14 protein-coding genes are annotated in these 14,799 nt (G+C 66.0%); 6 read left to right on the top strand and 8 right to left on the bottom strand.

All coding sequences use genetic code 11. The annotated features are described in order from the left end of the window. Nucleotides 1-16: 16 nt before the first annotated feature. Nucleotides 17-607, bottom strand: a complete 591-nt coding sequence (locus tag ACY34H_RS08505) for a GNAT family N-acetyltransferase (RefSeq protein ID WP_464977060.1) — start codon at nt 605-607, stop codon at nt 17-19. Nucleotides 608-620: 13 nt separating this feature from the next. Between ACY34H_RS08505 and ACY34H_RS08500 the strand changes: the two genes are divergently transcribed. Both ACY34H_RS08500 and ACY34H_RS08495 read left to right on the top strand, forming a co-directional pair. Further along, nucleotides 621-920 carry an antibiotic biosynthesis monooxygenase family protein gene (locus ACY34H_RS08500; RefSeq protein ID WP_464977059.1) on the top strand — a complete coding sequence of 100 codons (300 nt, stop codon included), beginning with the start codon at nt 621-623 and terminating at the stop codon, nt 918-920. Between the two features lie 132 nt (nt 921-1,052). Further along, nucleotides 1,053-1,355 carry a hypothetical protein gene (locus ACY34H_RS08495; protein ID WP_464977058.1) on the top strand — a complete coding sequence of 101 codons (303 nt, stop codon included), beginning with the start codon at nt 1,053-1,055 and terminating at the stop codon, nt 1,353-1,355. Between the two features lie 14 nt (nt 1,356-1,369). Here ACY34H_RS08495 and pncB read toward each other — a convergent pair whose 3' ends face one another. From pncB to ACY34H_RS08480, 3 genes are all read right to left on the bottom strand, one after another. After that, on the bottom strand, nt 1,370-2,584 hold the full coding sequence (gene pncB, locus ACY34H_RS08490) for a nicotinate phosphoribosyltransferase (RefSeq protein WP_464977280.1): 1,215 nt from the start codon (nt 2,582-2,584) through the stop codon (nt 1,370-1,372). A 37-nt stretch (nt 2,585-2,621) separates the two neighbouring features. Then, nucleotides 2,622-3,488, bottom strand: a complete 867-nt coding sequence (locus tag ACY34H_RS08485; RefSeq protein ID WP_464977057.1) for a cysteine hydrolase family protein — start codon at nt 3,486-3,488, stop codon at nt 2,622-2,624. 109 nt (nt 3,489-3,597) lie between these two features. Continuing rightward, a complete protein-coding gene (locus tag ACY34H_RS08480) occupies nt 3,598-4,212 on the bottom strand; it encodes an FMN-dependent NADH-azoreductase (RefSeq protein WP_464977056.1) in 615 nt (204 codons plus the stop codon). A gap of 100 nt (nt 4,213-4,312) precedes the next feature. On the opposite strand from ACY34H_RS08480, the gene ACY34H_RS08475 reads away from it, so the two are divergent. Then, nucleotides 4,313-5,230, top strand: coding sequence for a LysR family transcriptional regulator (locus ACY34H_RS08475; RefSeq protein WP_464977055.1), 918 nt, complete (start codon nt 4,313-4,315; stop codon nt 5,228-5,230). Between the two features lie 180 nt (nt 5,231-5,410). Continuing rightward, the gene (locus tag ACY34H_RS08470) at nt 5,411-6,865 is read left to right on the top strand and encodes a hypothetical protein (RefSeq protein WP_464977054.1); all 1,455 of its coding nucleotides are present in this window, start codon (nt 5,411-5,413) and stop codon (nt 6,863-6,865) included. Between the two features lie 124 nt (nt 6,866-6,989). Here the strand turns inward: ACY34H_RS08470 and ACY34H_RS08465 are convergent, their stop codons facing one another. Together ACY34H_RS08465 and ACY34H_RS08460 are read right to left on the bottom strand one after the other, a co-directional pair. Next, nucleotides 6,990-7,301: a chaperone modulator CbpM gene (locus ACY34H_RS08465; RefSeq protein WP_464977053.1), complete on the bottom strand. Its 312-nt coding sequence runs from the start codon at nt 7,299-7,301 to the stop codon at nt 6,990-6,992. A gap of 11 nt (nt 7,302-7,312) precedes the next feature. Next, nucleotides 7,313-8,230, bottom strand: a complete 918-nt coding sequence (locus ACY34H_RS08460; RefSeq protein ID WP_464977052.1) for a DnaJ C-terminal domain-containing protein — start codon at nt 8,228-8,230, stop codon at nt 7,313-7,315. A 152-nt stretch (nt 8,231-8,382) separates the two neighbouring features. Between ACY34H_RS08460 and ACY34H_RS08455 the strand changes: the two genes are divergently transcribed. Further along, entirely contained in the window at nt 8,383-9,771 is a 1,389-nt protein-coding gene (locus tag ACY34H_RS08455; RefSeq protein WP_464977051.1) for an MATE family efflux transporter, read from the top strand. Nucleotides 9,772-9,924: 153 nt separating this feature from the next. Beyond that, nucleotides 9,925-12,141 (top strand): S9 family peptidase, encoded by a 2,217-nt coding sequence (locus ACY34H_RS08450; protein WP_464977050.1) that lies wholly within the window; start codon nt 9,925-9,927, stop codon nt 12,139-12,141. Between the two features lie 67 nt (nt 12,142-12,208). On the opposite strand, the gene ACY34H_RS08445 is transcribed toward ACY34H_RS08450, so the two are convergent. Together ACY34H_RS08445 and ACY34H_RS08440 are read right to left on the bottom strand one after the other, a co-directional pair. After that, nucleotides 12,209-12,427, bottom strand: coding sequence for a CsbD family protein (locus tag ACY34H_RS08445; RefSeq protein WP_281610437.1), 219 nt, complete (start codon nt 12,425-12,427; stop codon nt 12,209-12,211). Between the two features lie 199 nt (nt 12,428-12,626). Further along, nucleotides 12,627-14,687, bottom strand: coding sequence for a M13 family metallopeptidase (locus ACY34H_RS08440; RefSeq protein WP_464977049.1), 2,061 nt, complete (start codon nt 14,685-14,687; stop codon nt 12,627-12,629). Between the last annotated feature and the right edge of the window lie 112 nt (nt 14,688-14,799).

The raw sequence follows: 14,799 nt of genomic DNA, 5'->3' as shown, positions 1-14,799 counted from the left end.
GTGCCGCGGCCTGCCATCAGGCGTCGAACGCGGCCCTCGGCAAGCGGTACAGCACGTGGCGCGACAATGGATGTTCCGCCGGTAGCGCCGGGTGCGCGAAATCCCCCAGCGGATCGCGCACCATCCCCAGCCTTTCCATCACGCGCCGCGAACGGACATTGTCCGGCACGGTGAACGACACGATCTCCTCGAGACCCAGCCGCTCGAAGCCGAAGCGCAGCGCGGCGCGCGCGCCTTCGCTCGCCATTCCGTGTCCCCAATGGCGCGACGCCAGTCGCCAGCCCACCTCGTGGCGGGGCGCGAACGGCATCCTGAAATCCTGGTATTTCAGGCCGACGAAGCCGGCCAGCTCCCCGGTTTCCTTCAGCTCGGCGGCAAAGTAGCAGCAGCCGTGCTGCGCGTGCATCGCGTTCTGCGTGCCGAAGAACTGCGCGGCCTGTTCCGGCGTCACGGGGCCTGGCAGGAACTCCGTCACGGCCGGGTCGGCATTCAGAGCCACGAAGGGCGCCGTGTCCGCGGCGCGCCACAGGCGCAGCAACAGTCTATCGGTAGCCAATACCACCCTGCGTTCCACCGCGGGTTGCGGCACAATGCCTGGATTACTCATCAGGAGACCTTTCATGATCTACGAAATCGCCGAAATCAATGTCAAGCCGGGTACCCATGCGGCATTCGAAGCCGCCGTGCGCGAAGCCGTGCCGCTGTTCCGGGAGGCCAGGGGCTGCGTGTCGATGCGCATCGACCGCACCATCGAACGCCCGGATACCTATCGCCTGCTGGTCGGCTGGGCAACGCTTGAAAACCACACGGTGGATTTCCGCGGCAGCGAAAATTTCCAGGCCTGGCGCGCTCTGGTGGGCGGCTATTTTGCCGAGCCGCCGAAGGTCGAGCACGTGGAAACAGTAGTCGACGGTTTCTGACCCGGGTCGCGGCCTGGCCGTTCATCCACGCTGCGGCGGTTCGGCGGCCACGCGGCGGCGATGCCCATCGGGGCGCCGCCATTGTTGTTTTTGCAGCACAATGGCGGCAGGACAACCGATACAGGAACAGCCATGCCAGACACCATTCACCGCAATTTCAAAACGGTCGAGGATGCAGAGGCCGCCCGCGCCGCATTGCTCGATGCAGGCTTCCACGGCTCGGCCGTGCAGCTCAACCTGCACGACACGCGTAGCACCGACACGTCCACGCTGGCCGTCGAGAACATCATGGAATCGCTGACGCCGGACGACGCGGACAACACCGATCATCCGGTGCAGCACCCGGCCGCGCTGCTGTCGGTCGATGTCGACAACAGCGAACAGCGCGAACAGGCCACCACGCTGATGCTGCGCTACGGAGGCGCGGAAGCCTGATCGGCTGGCCGGGCTCAGGCGGCAGGGTGCTCGAACACCTGCCGCAGGTAGGCAAGGAAGGTCTCGTCCTTGCTCATCGTCTTGCCGGGCGAGTCGGACAGCTTGGCCACCGACTGGCCGTTGCACCGCACCAGCTTCATCACGATATTCAGCGGCTTCAGGCCCAGGTCGTTGGTCAGCCACGTGCCGATGCCGAAGCCGGTCATGATGCGGTCGGCGAAATGGCGGTACAGGAAGATGGTCTTGTCCAGGTCCAGGCCATCGGAAAATACCAGCCGCTTGGTGTTGGCGTCGATGCGCAGCTTGGCATAGTGGGCAATGGCCTTCTCGCCCCACTCCACCGGGTCGCCCGAATCGTGGCGCAGCCCATCGAACAGCTTGGCGAAATACAGGTCGAAGTCGCGCAGGAACGCATCCATGCCCACCACGTCCGTCAGGGCCGTGCCCAAGTCGCCACGGAATTCCTGCACCCAGTCTTCCAGCGCGGCCTTCTGGAAATCGCGCAGCCGCACGCCGAAGGCCTGGAACGACTGCATGTATTCGTGCGCCATCGTGCCGATCGGATGGATCCGGTAGCGCATCGCCAGGTACACGTTCGAGGTACCCTTGAAGAACTCCGGCACCTCCGCCGCAAGGCGGCCCACCACTTCGTCATGCCATTCGCCCGAGAAGCGGCGGCGGACGCCGAAGTCGGAGAACTCGAACGGATTGCGCCGCATCGGCTCCTGGCCGAATGCCTTCAGCGCGGCGATCTTCGCATCCAGGCGGCGGCGCCCTTCGGCCAGCGCGGCCTCGCGGTCGAAGCGGCGGAAGTACAGCTCGTTGACGATGTACAGCACGAAGATCTCGAAGCCCATCACGTGCACCTGCGGGCCGCGCGCGTGCACCAGCAGTTCCTCGCCAACGGTTTCCACCGTGATGAACTTGCGCTGGAAGCGGAACACGGTAAGGAAGTCGACGAAGTCGCTCTTGATGTAGCGTAGCGAGCGCAGGTAGTCGAGTTCTTCTTCGCGGAACGTCATCGTGCACAGGTGATCGAGCTGGCGCTCGAGTTCATCCTTCAGTTCCGCCAGAGGATACGCCGGCTTGTTGCGGCACTTGAACTCGTATTCGGCCTGCGCGCCCGGGTGCCAGTGCAGCAGCGCCTGCCACATCGAGAATTTGTACAGGTCGGTTTCCAGCAGGCTGCGCACCACTGGCTTGAAGTCGTTCGTCACGCTGCTTCCCATGTTGTCGCTCATGTTGTCACTCAGGTTCTCGTCCATGTCAGCGCCCCGCGTTCACGAGCAGTTCCTGCACCACGTCGGAGGCTTGCGCGAAGCCTACGCCGGCGGCCCGCATGCGTTCGAAGAATTCGGTCTGCTGCGCTTCGAAGCCCTGCACGGGGCTCATGCAATCGGTGATCAGCACGAGCTTCGACGCATCGGCGCCGAAGCGCTCGGCGACATGCTCGACGGTCGATTTCACGCAATGGCTGCCGGCCTCGCCGGCGATGTAGACGCGGTCGGAATCGCGCAGGCTGGCCAGCAGCGCGCGGTTTTCCAGCGTACCGGGTTCGCCGGCATCGGGCACCTCGGCCATGACCGCAGAATAGTGCTCGGTCCACGGGTGCGAACCCTTGGCGATCTTCGCCACCACGCCCAGTGCCGCGTCTTCCCAGCGGTTGTAGGCGGTGCGCACGGCGTCATGCACGTTATGGCCCCACGTGCCGATCTCGCAGTGCACCGGCCATACCATCAGCCGGTAGCGGCCGGCCGCTTCGAGCGCATCGAGGTAGGCCAGCACGCGTTCGCGTCCGCGCGGATCGCGCGGCAGGAAGCGGGCGGCACGCACGTCGGCCGCGGTAATCTCGGTGAAGGGCAAGACCGGCCCGCCATCGCCGCCCACCCAGAATGTCGGATGCGCCACGTGGTAGCGGTGATGGGAATCGAGCGTGACAGTGATCGCCGAGATGCCGGCTCGGCCCCGTTCGATCAGTTGCGCCAGCCGCAACATGTCGGCATGGGCGCCGGGCACCGGCAGCGCCGGCATGCGCGCCCGGCCGGTGGCCGCGTCGATCGGCAGGGATTCGGGTGGCAGGTCGCAGAAATCGTTCTGGGGATCGATGACGAGCAGGTGCAATCGGTCTTTCATTGATGGGCTCCGTGGGACGGCAAACTCCATCATACCGGCTGGCATGAAAACCTACCAAACGCCTGCAAACCCCGGGACAGTCCTGCCCTGCCCCAGGCGAGGACAACGCTTATGCGGCGGCCAGTTCGTCGATCGACTGCCGGCTTTTCGCCAGCGTGTCGGCCAGTGCCTGCTCGCCCATCGCCACGCCTTCGGCCTGGATGAAGGTGATGTCGGTGATGCCGAGGAAGCCCAGCACCGCGCGCAGGTAGGTGGCCAGGAAGTCGTAGCCGGCGGCCGGGCCAGCGCTGTAGACGCCGCCGCTGGCGGTGAACACGTACACCTTCTTGCCGCCGGCCAGGCCGACCGGGCCGGTCTCGGTGTACTTGAACGTGCGTCCGGCACGGGCAATGTGGTCGATATAGGCCTTCAGGCCGGACGGCACCGAGAAGTTGTACATCGGTGCGCCGATCACGATCACGTCGGCGGCCAGCACTTCATCGACCAGCTTGTCCGACAGCTTGACGGTAAAGGCTTGCTCGGCATTGCGTGCTTCCGGCGGCGTGAAGAAGGCGCCCAGCATTTCCTCGGTCAGGTGCGGCACCGGGTTGGCCGCCAGGTCGCGCTCGACCACGGTGTCGGACGGGTGGTTGGCTTGCCATTTGGCGATGAACTCGGCCGACAGCTGGCGCGACAGGGAACCGGAAGACCGCACGCTGCTGTTGATGTACAGAACGTTTGCCATGATGAACTCCTCGATAAGTGGTGAATTGCAGTCATCATAGAACGGGTTTAATATCGACGAAATACACTTTAATTCAATCGACACGATCGATTTTATAGATATGAGAGATCCCGGTCTTCCTTCCCTCGACCAGTTGCGTGTGTTCATCGCCGTTATCGACCACGGCGGCTTCGCCCACGCCGCGCGGGCGCTGCACCGTACCCAATCCGTGATCAGCTACACGATCGCCAACCTGGAAGAGCAGCTGAACATCGCGTTGATCGACCGCGGCAAGCGCAAGGTCACGCTGACCGAAGCCGGCAAGGCACTGCTGGCCGATGCGCGGGCCGTGTCGGCCAAGGTCGACGGCATGCGGGCCCGCGCCAAGGCGCTCGGCTCGGGGCTGGAGGCGGAACTGTGCCTGGTGGTCGACGTGATGTTTCCCATGTGCGTGCTCGTCATATTGCTGGAATCGTTCCAGCGCGAGTACCCGACGGTGGCGCTGCGCCTGCATACCGAGGCGCTGGGCGGCGTTGCGCAGATGGTGCTCGACGGCCGCTGCCAGCTGGGCATCAGCGGCATGCCGGTGCACCTGCCGGACCATATCGACCGGCAACTGGCCGGCCACGTGACGATGATGCCGGTCTGCTCCCCCGCTCACCCGCTGGCGAAGGTCGACGGCGTGGTGCCGACCGCCGCGCTGCGTGAGCACCTGCAGCTCGTGGTGACGGACCGAAGCCCGCTGACGTCGGGCCAGGACTTCGGCGTGCTGGGCCTGCGCGACTGGCGCCTGGCCGACCTGCACTCGAAGCACGCGCTGCTGCGCGGCGGCCTCGGCTGGGGTAGCATGCCCGAGGCGATGATCGCCGACGATCTGGCCAGCGGCCGGCTGGTACGCCTGCGCATCCAGGACGGCGACGCGCTGCAATACCCGCTGTACACGATCCACCGCACGGATAACCAGCTGGGCCCCGCGGGCCGCTGGCTGAAGGAACAGATCCGGGCCATCGACTACACGCTGCCGCACGGCGCGTACTGAATCGCGGAGCATCGCCGCATGCCGCCAGGGCGGGGGCGATGCCGGCATGACTTCAACACTCCTACACCGGTGCGGCATGTGCGCTGACACCCTCTCGCCGCCTGCCGTCCTACGATGTTCTCCTGCCGGGGCCGCGCCATTGGCCCGCCCCGCTCATGACTTCAAACACAGGAGATCGACATGAGCAGAGAAAAGGACCAGCTCACCAACACAGAGGATGCGGGCTATTTCACCCAGAGCGGCAACCATGCCGCGGGCGAACCCGCGAACGACACCACGCAAGTCAACAGGGCACCAAACATCAATCCGGAGGCGAGCAAGCAAAGCAGCGCCGCCGGCAGCTCGGGAGGAATGGACATGTCGGAACAATCGATCGGCGGCGAAGGCGCACAGGATGGCATCCGCGGTACCCCGTCGGGCACGCAGGGCGGCCAGAGCGGCCAGGGCGTCAACCAGGGCGGCCAGAACCAGCAGAGCTCACAGGGCCAGTCCGACTACCTGGGCGGTTCGCCCGACGGCCAGGGCGGCGTCGGCAACCGGCAGGATACGCAGCTCAGCCCGCAGGAATCGAACCGCGACCAGTATGGTGCCCAGCAGACCGGCGCCACCTCGGGAGAAGTGGGCGATGGCCGCAGCCAGCAGCAGGTTGCCCACGGCGGCAGCCAGGCATCGCAGCACAGCGCGGGCCGCGACGACGGTGCGCTGCAACGCGCTCCCCGGCAGGATGGCGGTAGCCAGTCCGGTTCGCGGCAGAGCGGCTCGAGCATGGGCGAAGTCGGCGAGAGCGGCTTGCAGGGCAACCAGCAATCCGACCGGCATGGTGCCGGCAGCGACCGCACGGCAGGTGCCGGAGCGCGGCAGAGCCATGGCGATGACGGTTCGGCCCCCGGCGCCGGCACGGCCCAGCGTGGCACCGGCGGCAGTGAGCAGCTGGGCGGCCAGCAGTCGAGCAGCCCGGGCGGTTCGGGCGTCATGGCCGACAAACTGCAAGGCGGGCCGGGCAACCAGCAATCCGACAACAACCTGGGCGGCCCCGGCCGGAACGGCCTGTCGCAGATGAAGGAACAGCAGCGGCAAGGCGGCCCGGGCAATGGCCAGTCGCAGCAGATGGAACAGTCCGCCGACAAGCCGCGCGCCGGCATGGGTGGCGGCCATGGTGGCCAGCACTCGGGCGGCATGGGCGGAGAACGGGGCGGCGATCTGCACAATGTGGGCGCGCAAAGCGGCCAGACGGGCCGGGGCGGCCTGGGCGGCAACAACGTCGAGATGCAGGGGTCCAGCCAGGGTAACCAGCAGTCCGGCGACAACCTGATCGGCCAGACCACGCTGGGCAGCGGCGGCAGCCAGTCGGCCGACCGCGACAGCCTCGATACGTTGCCCGCCGATGCGATGGGCGGCGAACGTGTGGGCATGGGCAGCCGTGGCCACAGCCAGCAGTCGGACAAGGCCGGCAACGCCCAGGCGGATACGTGGAGCAACCAGGCACGTCCGAACAACCGCAGCGATAACGAGCAGGCCGACCGCCAGCTCGGCATGCAGGGCTCGCCGGGCGAACCGGGTCACGATATCGACGACCTGGGCAACAAGCAGTCCGGCGGCAGCGGCTCGCGGGGCGGCACCGAGGACCAGCGTTGATCGGGACGTAGAGACTGCGCCGATGAGGCAGTGGTGCCTGACACCCGGGTTTGGGTGCCGGCACCGGTTTTCCTGAAGCGCTTTCGTGATATCGGACAGGCCGCCGCGGCGGCCTGTCACCGTTCTACTCCAAGCCCGCGGCGCGCAACTGGCGCCGCAGCCGCCTCACCTCTTCCGTCAGGTCCACCACCAGCGCCGCCACCTCCTCGTTCGCGTCGAAATCGCGCTCGATGCGCAGCAGGCTGCGCGCGCGCACCAGGTCGATGCTGGTGAAGCGCCAGGCTTCCGGCGCGGAGTCGCTGCCGCCCAGCAGGATGCCGGTGCGCACGCGCTGCACCACCCAGCCAGGCTCCACGGCGCAGGCGCGCGCCAGTTCGTCGAGCGTCAGCGCCGCCTCGTCGAGCGGCACGGCGCGGATCGGTTGTTCGCTTGCCATCGCTGTCTCCTTCACATGCCGCGGCGCGGATCGAAACCGGATTCGCGCGCCATCTGTTCGTACAGCGCCTTCGCCTGCGGCGTATCGGCCGGCGGCAGCGCGATCTCCAGCAGCAGGTACAGGTCGCCGGCCGGCGCGGCGGACGTGCCGGGAATGCCCCTGCCCTTCAGCCGCAGTTTGCGCCCGCCCTGGGAACCCGGCGGCACCGTCACCGACACGCGGCCGGACGGCGTTGCCACCTCGATCCCCGCGCCCAGCGCCGCCTCCCACGGCGCCACCGGCACGGATTCGTATACATCGCGCCCTTCGACGCGATAGCGGCGGTCGTCGGCAAAGCGGATCTCGAGATACAGGTCGCCCGCAGGCGCCCCGCCGCTGCCCGGCTGCCCCTGCCCCGCCAGGCGCAACTGCTGGCCCTCGGTCACGCCTTTCGGGATCGTCACGTCCAGCGTGCGATCGCGCGTGATAACGCGGCCGTTGTCGTCCGCCTGCGGCATGCGCAGGCCGATGGTGCGGCTGGCGCCCTGGTAGGCGTCCTGCAGCGCGATCTCGATGACGGCATGGCTGTCGTCGCCCCGAGTCTGGAAGCCGCGGCCACGGCCGACATGGGCAAACAGGTCCTGGAAGAAATCGCTGTCCACCCCGCCGGACGGCTCGAAGCCGGCCCCCCAGTCCGGCGGCGGCCGGAACTGCCCGCCGTCGGCCTGGCGGTATTGCGGCTTGCCCAGTTCGTCGTAGGCGGCCCGCTTTTCCGGGTCGCCCAGCACTCCGTAGGCTTCGTTCAGTTCCTTCGTCCTGGCATCCGCGTCCGCTTCCTTGCTGACGTCCGGATGGTACTTGCGCACCAGCTTGCGGTAGGCCGCCTTGATGCCGGCGGCATCGGCCGTCTTCGGCACGCCGAGCACGGCGTAGTAATCCTTGTACTCCACGATAGGCTCTCCTGTCGCGCGTTGAAGGTGTGGTCTGCTGCCGGCATCAGGTTACAACAAAACCACTGCCGCCACCTTCACGCACCAGGGCAGTGCATGGCTCTCCCATCTGTGGGTAGAATGGCAAGTTCCTCCCTATTCTTACCGTACCGATGCCCTATTCGTTCACGCTGCCCAATATCCGCAAAGAAGCCGCCGCGCTGTGGCAACTGGCCTGGCCGGTCCTGATCGGCCAGCTGGCCACGGTGGGCATGGGGGTGGCGGACGTGGCGATGACGGGCCACACCAGCGCCGCCGAACTGGCCGCCGTGTCGCTCGGCGCATCGGTATGGTCGATCATCCTCGTCACCGTCAACGGCACGATGATGGCGGTGAACACCGTGGTGGCGCACCAGGTGGGCGCCGGCGCGTTCGACAGGATTCCGCACTCGGTGCGGCAGGCATTGTGGAAGGCGGTCGGTGTCGGCATCGTGGCCGCGCTGGCGGCCAACCTTGCCACGCTGCTGTTCGACCACCTGCAGCTCGAACCGGAAGTGAACGCGCGCGCGTCGATGTTCGTGCACATCATCAGCATCGGCCTGCTGCCGTTCGCCGCCTACCGCGCGCTGTACGGCTACAGCGCCAGCATCAACCAGACCAAGCCAGTGATGGTGATCGCGCTGATCGGCCTGGCGGTCAACATCGTCGTCAACTGGCTGCTGGTATTCGGCAACCTGGGCTTCCCGAAGATGGGCGCGCTGGGCTGCGCGGTGGCCACCGGCGCCGTCGTCTGGCTCGACCTGCTGGCGATCGTGCTGTGGATCAGGATCGCCCCCGCCTACCGCGCCTCGTACCCGTTCGACCGATGGGAATGGCCGCACTGGCCCGAGGTGTGGAACATGCTCAAGCTCGGCGTGCCGATCGGCGTCACGTATTTCGCCGAAGTCAGCGTGTTCGGCGCCGTCAGCCTGCTGGTGGCGCGCTTCGGCGTCGTCACGGTGTCGGCGCACCAGATCGCGCTGAATTTTTCGTCGCTCACCTTCATGGTGCCGCTGTCGTTCGGCATCGGCATGATCGCCCGCGTCGGCCAGGCACTGGGTGAAGGCAATCCGCAGCGCGCCCGCTTCGCCTCGTTCGTCGGGCTGTGGATGTCGACCGGCTTCGCGGTGCTGTCGGCGCTGTTCATCGCGCTGTTCCGCCACCAGATCGCGGCCGCCTACACATCCGACGTGGCGGTGCAGGAAATGTGCGCGCACCTGCTGCTGTTCGCCGCGCTGTTCCAGCTCTCCGACGCGGCGCAGGTGGCGGCATCGTGCGCGATCCGCGGCTACAAGGTCACGCGCGGGCCGATGGTGATCCAGCTGATCGCGTTCTGGGGCGTGGCGCTGCCGGTCGGCTGCGTGCTGGGGCTGGCGCCGCGGTGGCTGCCTTTCGCGCCGGGCGAACCGATGTCCGCCACCGGCTTCTGGATCGGCCTGGTGCTGGGCCTGACGATCGCCGCGGTGCTGCTGACGGCCTACCTGCAGCGGCTGTCGCGCCAGCGCGTGCTGGCGCCAGGCTGACGGCCGGAGGTGGCCGGCAGCGGCGGACAGCGGCCGAAGGAAAAACGGCGCTTGCGCGCTGATTCCGAACTTTCGCGCCTCGCCAGAGGCCGCTGAGTCTGGTATCGTTTTGCGATTTCTCTCCAATAACAAATCGTTCATTTCGGGACCTTCATGCGCACCGCTCTCAGTATCCTGGCCCTGCTGGCCGCCGGCACGGCATCCGCCGACCGCCTTACCCTCGACCGCCTGCACAGCGATCCCGCCCTTGCCGGCAACGGCGTGCGCGCGCTGAAAGTATCGCCGGATGGCGCCCGGGTGACGTTCCTGCGCGGCCGTCCGGACAACCAGTTCCAGATGGACCTGTGGGAGTTCAACCTGAAGGACAAGTCGACGCGCCGGCTGGTCGACTCGAAGGTGCTGGTCGCCGAGGAGAAGCTGTCGGACGCCGAGAAGGCGCGCCGCGAGCGCGAGCGCACCGCCGCGCTGAAGGGCATCATCAGCTATAGCTGGTCGCCGGACGGCAAGCGGCTGCTGGTGCCGATCGCCGGCAACCTGTACCTGATCGAGGTGGCCAAGCCCGATGCGGCACGCCTGGTTGCGTCGGGCAACGTGACCGATGCGAAGATTTCGCCGAAGGGCAAGTACGTGTCGTTCGTACGCGACCAGAACCTGTACGTCATCGACCTGGCCACCGGCCAGGAAAAAGCGCTGACGACGGATGGCAAGGGCACGCTGCACAACGGCGAAGCGGAGTTCGTGGCGCAGGAGGAAATGCACCAGTACACCGGCTACTACTGGGCGCCGGACGATTCCGCCATCGCCTACCGCCGCTACGACGAAGCGCAGGTGCCGGTGGCGCGCCGGTTCGAGATCTATGCCGACCGCACCGACGTGATCGAGCAGCGCTACCCGGCCGCCGGCGACAAGAACGCGATCGTGGAACTGCGCATCGTCGATCCGGCCACGGGTGCCACGAAGGAAGTAGACCTGGGCGCGGAGAAGGATATCTACCTGGTGCGCGCCGATTTTTCCGCGGACAGCAAGAAACTGCTGTTCCAGCGCCAGGCGCGCGACCAGAAGAAGCTGGAGCTGATCACCGTCGATACCGCCACGCTGGCGCAGAAGGTGCTCGTCACCGAAACGGCGAAGACATGGACCGACATCAACGACGACCTGCGCTTCCTGTCCGGCGGCAAAGGTTTCGTCTGGTCGTCGCACCGCACCGGCCGCAACCACCTGTATCTGTTCGACATGGACGGCAACGTCAGGCACGCGCTGACCAAGGGCGACTGGGGCATCGACAACCTGCTGGCCGTCGATGAACAGGCCGGCAAGGTGTACTTCTCGTCCAACAAGGACGCGATCATCGACAAGCAGACCTACGCCGTTTCGCTGGACGGCCGCGATGCCGCCAAGCCAAAGCGCGTGACCCAGGCGGACGGCTGGCACGACACGACGTTCGCGCGCAATGGCCAGCTGTTCGTCGACACCTGGTCCGATCCGGCCAACCCGCCGCAGGTATCGATCCGCAAACCGGATGGCGCGATCCTGACGTGGCTGGAGAAGAACGAGGTCAACGCGTCGCACCCGTACTACCAGTACAAGTCCGATCACCTGCCGGTGGAATACGGCACGCTGCAGGCCAGCGACGGCCAGACGCTGTACTGGTCGATGATCAAGCCCTACCGCTTCGATGCGGCGAAGAAGTATCCGGTGTACCTGTCCACCTACGGCGGCCCGGGCCCGCAATACGTGTCGCGCAAGTGGGGCGATCCGTTCGACATGTACATGGCCCAGCAGGGCTACGTGGTGTTCCGCCTCGATAACCGCGGCTCGGGTCGCCGCGAGCGCGCCTTCACGGACGCGATCTACCGCAACCTGGGCAAGGTGGAAGTGGAAGACCAGCTGGCCGGCATCGACTTCCTCGGCAAGCAGAGCTTCGTCGACCCGAAGCGGATCGGCGTGTACGGCTGGAGCTACGGCGGCTTCATGGCACTGCGCCTGCTGTCCCAGGGCTCGGACAGGATCGCCGCCGGCGTGTCCGGCGCGCCCGTCACCGACTGGGCGCTGTACGACACGCACTACACCGAACGCTTCATGGACAAGCCGTCGGAAAACAAGGAAGGCTATGCCGACAGCACCGTGTTCGCGCACGTCGACGGGCTGAAATCGAACCTCCTGCTGATCCACGGCATGGCCGACGACAATGTGCTGTTCACCAACACCACGAAGATGATCGACGCCCTCGTCAACCGCGGCGTGCAGTTCGACCTGATGACCTACCCGGGCGCCAAGCACGGCGTATCGGACCGCAAGCAGCGCAAGCATGTGCAGGTAGGCATCGATGCGTTCTTCCGCAAGCACCTGAAGCCGGAGACGGTTCAGTAAGTCCAAAACGCAAAACAGCCGCCCGAGGGCGGCTGCTTCTTCATCGGCACTGGGCCGATACCTGTGCTTACAGGCCCTGGCGGTTGCCGCGGTTGATGGTGACGTCGTCGTCCAGCGCGTCCTCGACGGCTTCACGGGCGTCGCCCACTTTCTTCTGGATCTTGCCTTCGGCCTGGTTTTTCAGGCCCTTGGCCTGCTGTTTCGAGCTGCCGACCAGTTCACCGGCTTCTTCCTGAATCTTGCCGCCGACTTCCTTTGCCTTGCCTTTGATTTGATCGCTGTTCATGATCGAGCTCCTCTATGCGTTGCGGCTTGCGCACCACGATGGTCCGCTGCCTTTGAACACACGCTGTAGTGCGTGTGGTTAGGGAAATCATACGATTAGTCATTATTTCCCTCCGTACGTTCCCTAACATTGCAAAAAGAATCAGCTACCAGCCGTCAAGGTTAAGTTTCGCCTAAGCGTCACACTCGACAGGACGCGCTTACCACACCCGCACGCGGGCGTCCGGCGCCAGGTACAGCTTCTGGCCGGGCTGCACGTCGAATGCCTTGTACCAGTCGTCCAGGTTGCGCACGGTGTAGGTGCGCCACTGTGCCGGGGCATGCTCGTCGGTGGTGACCTGGTTGCGCAGCGATGCCTCGCGCGGCTTCGTGCGCCACGCCTGCGCGTAGCCCAGGAAGAACTGGCGATCCGCTTCCGGACCGGCCTTGCCGCCCAGCGAAGCATGGTAAGCATCCAGCGCGGCGGCCAGCCCGGCCAGATCGGCCAGGTTCTCGGCCAGCGTCAACTGCCCGTTGAGCTTCAGGTCGGGGAAGGCCTCATAGGCCGAGTACTGTGCCACCAGCGCCTGCGACACCTTGGCGAAGTGCTCGCGGTCGGCCTTGGTCCACCAGTCGCGCAAGCGGCCCTTTGAATCGAATTCCGCGCCGATATTGTCGAAACTGTGGCTGATCTCGTGGCCGATCACGGAACCGATGGCGCCGTAGTTGACGGCATCGCTGCCGTTCGGATCGAAGAACGGCGGCTGCAGGATCGCGGCCGGGAAGTTCAGCGCGTTCTGCATCGGCATGTTGACGGCATTGACGAGCTGGGGCGGCATCGACCATTCCTTTGGATCGACTTTCGTGCCCAGCTTGGCGAGCTCGAGCTTGTAGTGGAACTGGGCGGCACGATACGCATTGCCGAAGGCGTCGTCCGGCTTGACCTCGAGGCCGCCGTATGTCGTCCATTTTTCCGGATAGCCCACGCCCACGTACAGCACGTTCAGCTTGGCATGTGCTTCGCGCTTCGTGGCCGGCGCCATCCAGTCGAGCCGGTCGATGCGCTGGTGGAAGGCGTCGACGATGTTCGTCACCATCTGCTGCACCCTGGCCTTTGCCGCTGGCGGGAAATACGTGTCGACGTACATCTTGCCCACCGCTTCCGGCATTGCCTCGTTGAGCGCCGCCAGGCTGCGTTTCCAGCGCGGCGACAGTTGCGGCGTACCGCTCAGCGTGCGGCCGTAGAACTCGAAGCGCTGGTCGACGAAGGCCTTCGGCAACACGCCGGCATGCTGGTTGACCGTGTGGAACGCCAGCCAGTCCTGCCAGGTCTGCAGCGGCATTTCCGCCACCAGCGCGGCGGCGCCCGCGATCGCCTGCGGGTGGTACACGATGAATTTCTTTTGCTTGCCGAGGCCGGCGGCCTGGAAGAATGCCGTCCAGTCGAGACCGGGCGACCTGGCAGCGAAGTCCTTGTCGGTCCATGCATTGTTCGCCTTCTGGACATCCGAAGACTCTTCACGCAGGCCGTGCACCTGGGCCAGTTTGCGCTCCAGTTCGAACACGCGGGCGGCGCGTGCTTCCGGTTCCGTGAAGCCTGCCAGTTTCAGCATGGCTGCGATGTGCGCCTGGTAGGCGGTGCGCAGACGGCTCATCCGCTCGTTCTCTTCCAGGTAGAACGCGCGATCCGGCATGCCGAGGCCGCCCTGCAGCAGATAGGGCACGTAATTGTCCGGGTCGGTAAAGCCCTGGGCGATCCACACGCCGAACAGGTTCTCGGTGGCGAAGTCGGTGGCATTCAGCGGATCGACGTCGGCACGCAGGCTGGCGCCCAGTGCCTGCGTGAGCCCGCTCTTGTCGCGGATCGCGGCGATCCGCGCCAAAACCGGCTGCAGCGGTGCCGCGCCGCGTGCCTCGATGCCGGCTTCGTCCATCAGCGCCCCGTAATACGCGGCGACCTTTTTCGCATCGCCCGCCCCCGCCTGGCGCCCCGCAGCCTCGATCAGTTGCAGGATACGCTGGTTGGTTTCCTCCACCAGTGCCTGGGCGGCGCTCCAGCCGCTGCGATCGGCGGGTATCTCGGTGGCGGCCAGCCACTGGCCGTTGGCGAATGTATAGAAATCGTCGCCGGGCAGCACCGCGGCGGTTTTCTGTTCGCCGTGCTGGGCATTCGCCAGTGCTGCCTGCTGCGCATGGGCGCTCGTCAAGGCCAGTGCGGCGCACAGCGCCACGGCGAGGGTGCTCGTCCGCGGCGGGCGGCGCAGTACTTGGAAGGCTTGCATAAAGTCCCTTGTCTTGTCTGTTGTGAACGAATTTTTTGGCGTGGTACGCCAGCCTGCACTGTAGCGATGCAGGCTTTCCGGGGCGAGCATTGTGCGACAGACTGCGGAAATC

The sequence above is a fragment of the Pseudoduganella sp. jia 9 genome (genome assembly GCF_055502615.1).
The sequence above is the reverse complement of the archived record's forward strand: the minus strand, read 5'-3'. Positions and strand labels throughout refer to the sequence as shown.

Coding starts and splice junctions, on each gene's coding strand:
- ACY34H_RS08505 (WP_464977060.1), bottom strand. CDS start 607: ATGAGTAATCCAGGCATTGTGCCGCAACCCGCGGTGGAACGCAGGGTG.
- ACY34H_RS08500 (WP_464977059.1), top strand. CDS start 621: ATGATCTACGAAATCGCCGAAATCAATGTCAAGCCGGGTACCCATGCG.
- ACY34H_RS08495 (WP_464977058.1), top strand. CDS start 1,053: ATGCCAGACACCATTCACCGCAATTTCAAAACGGTCGAGGATGCAGAG.
- pncB (WP_464977280.1), bottom strand. CDS start 2,584: ATGGGAAGCAGCGTGACGAACGACTTCAAGCCAGTGGTGCGCAGCCTG.
- ACY34H_RS08485 (WP_464977057.1), bottom strand. CDS start 3,488: ATGAAAGACCGATTGCACCTGCTCGTCATCGATCCCCAGAACGATTTC.
- ACY34H_RS08480 (WP_464977056.1), bottom strand. CDS start 4,212: ATGGCAAACGTTCTGTACATCAACAGCAGCGTGCGGTCTTCCGGTTCC.
- ACY34H_RS08475 (WP_464977055.1), top strand. CDS start 4,313: ATGAGAGATCCCGGTCTTCCTTCCCTCGACCAGTTGCGTGTGTTCATC.
- ACY34H_RS08470 (WP_464977054.1), top strand. CDS start 5,411: ATGAGCAGAGAAAAGGACCAGCTCACCAACACAGAGGATGCGGGCTAT.
- ACY34H_RS08465 (WP_464977053.1), bottom strand. CDS start 7,301: ATGGCAAGCGAACAACCGATCCGCGCCGTGCCGCTCGACGAGGCGGCG.
- ACY34H_RS08455 (WP_464977051.1), top strand. CDS start 8,383: ATGCCCTATTCGTTCACGCTGCCCAATATCCGCAAAGAAGCCGCCGCG.
- ACY34H_RS08450 (WP_464977050.1), top strand. CDS start 9,925: ATGCGCACCGCTCTCAGTATCCTGGCCCTGCTGGCCGCCGGCACGGCA.
- ACY34H_RS08445 (WP_281610437.1), bottom strand. CDS start 12,427: ATGAACAGCGATCAAATCAAAGGCAAGGCAAAGGAAGTCGGCGGCAAG.
- ACY34H_RS08440 (WP_464977049.1), bottom strand. CDS start 14,687: ATGCAAGCCTTCCAAGTACTGCGCCGCCCGCCGCGGACGAGCACCCTC.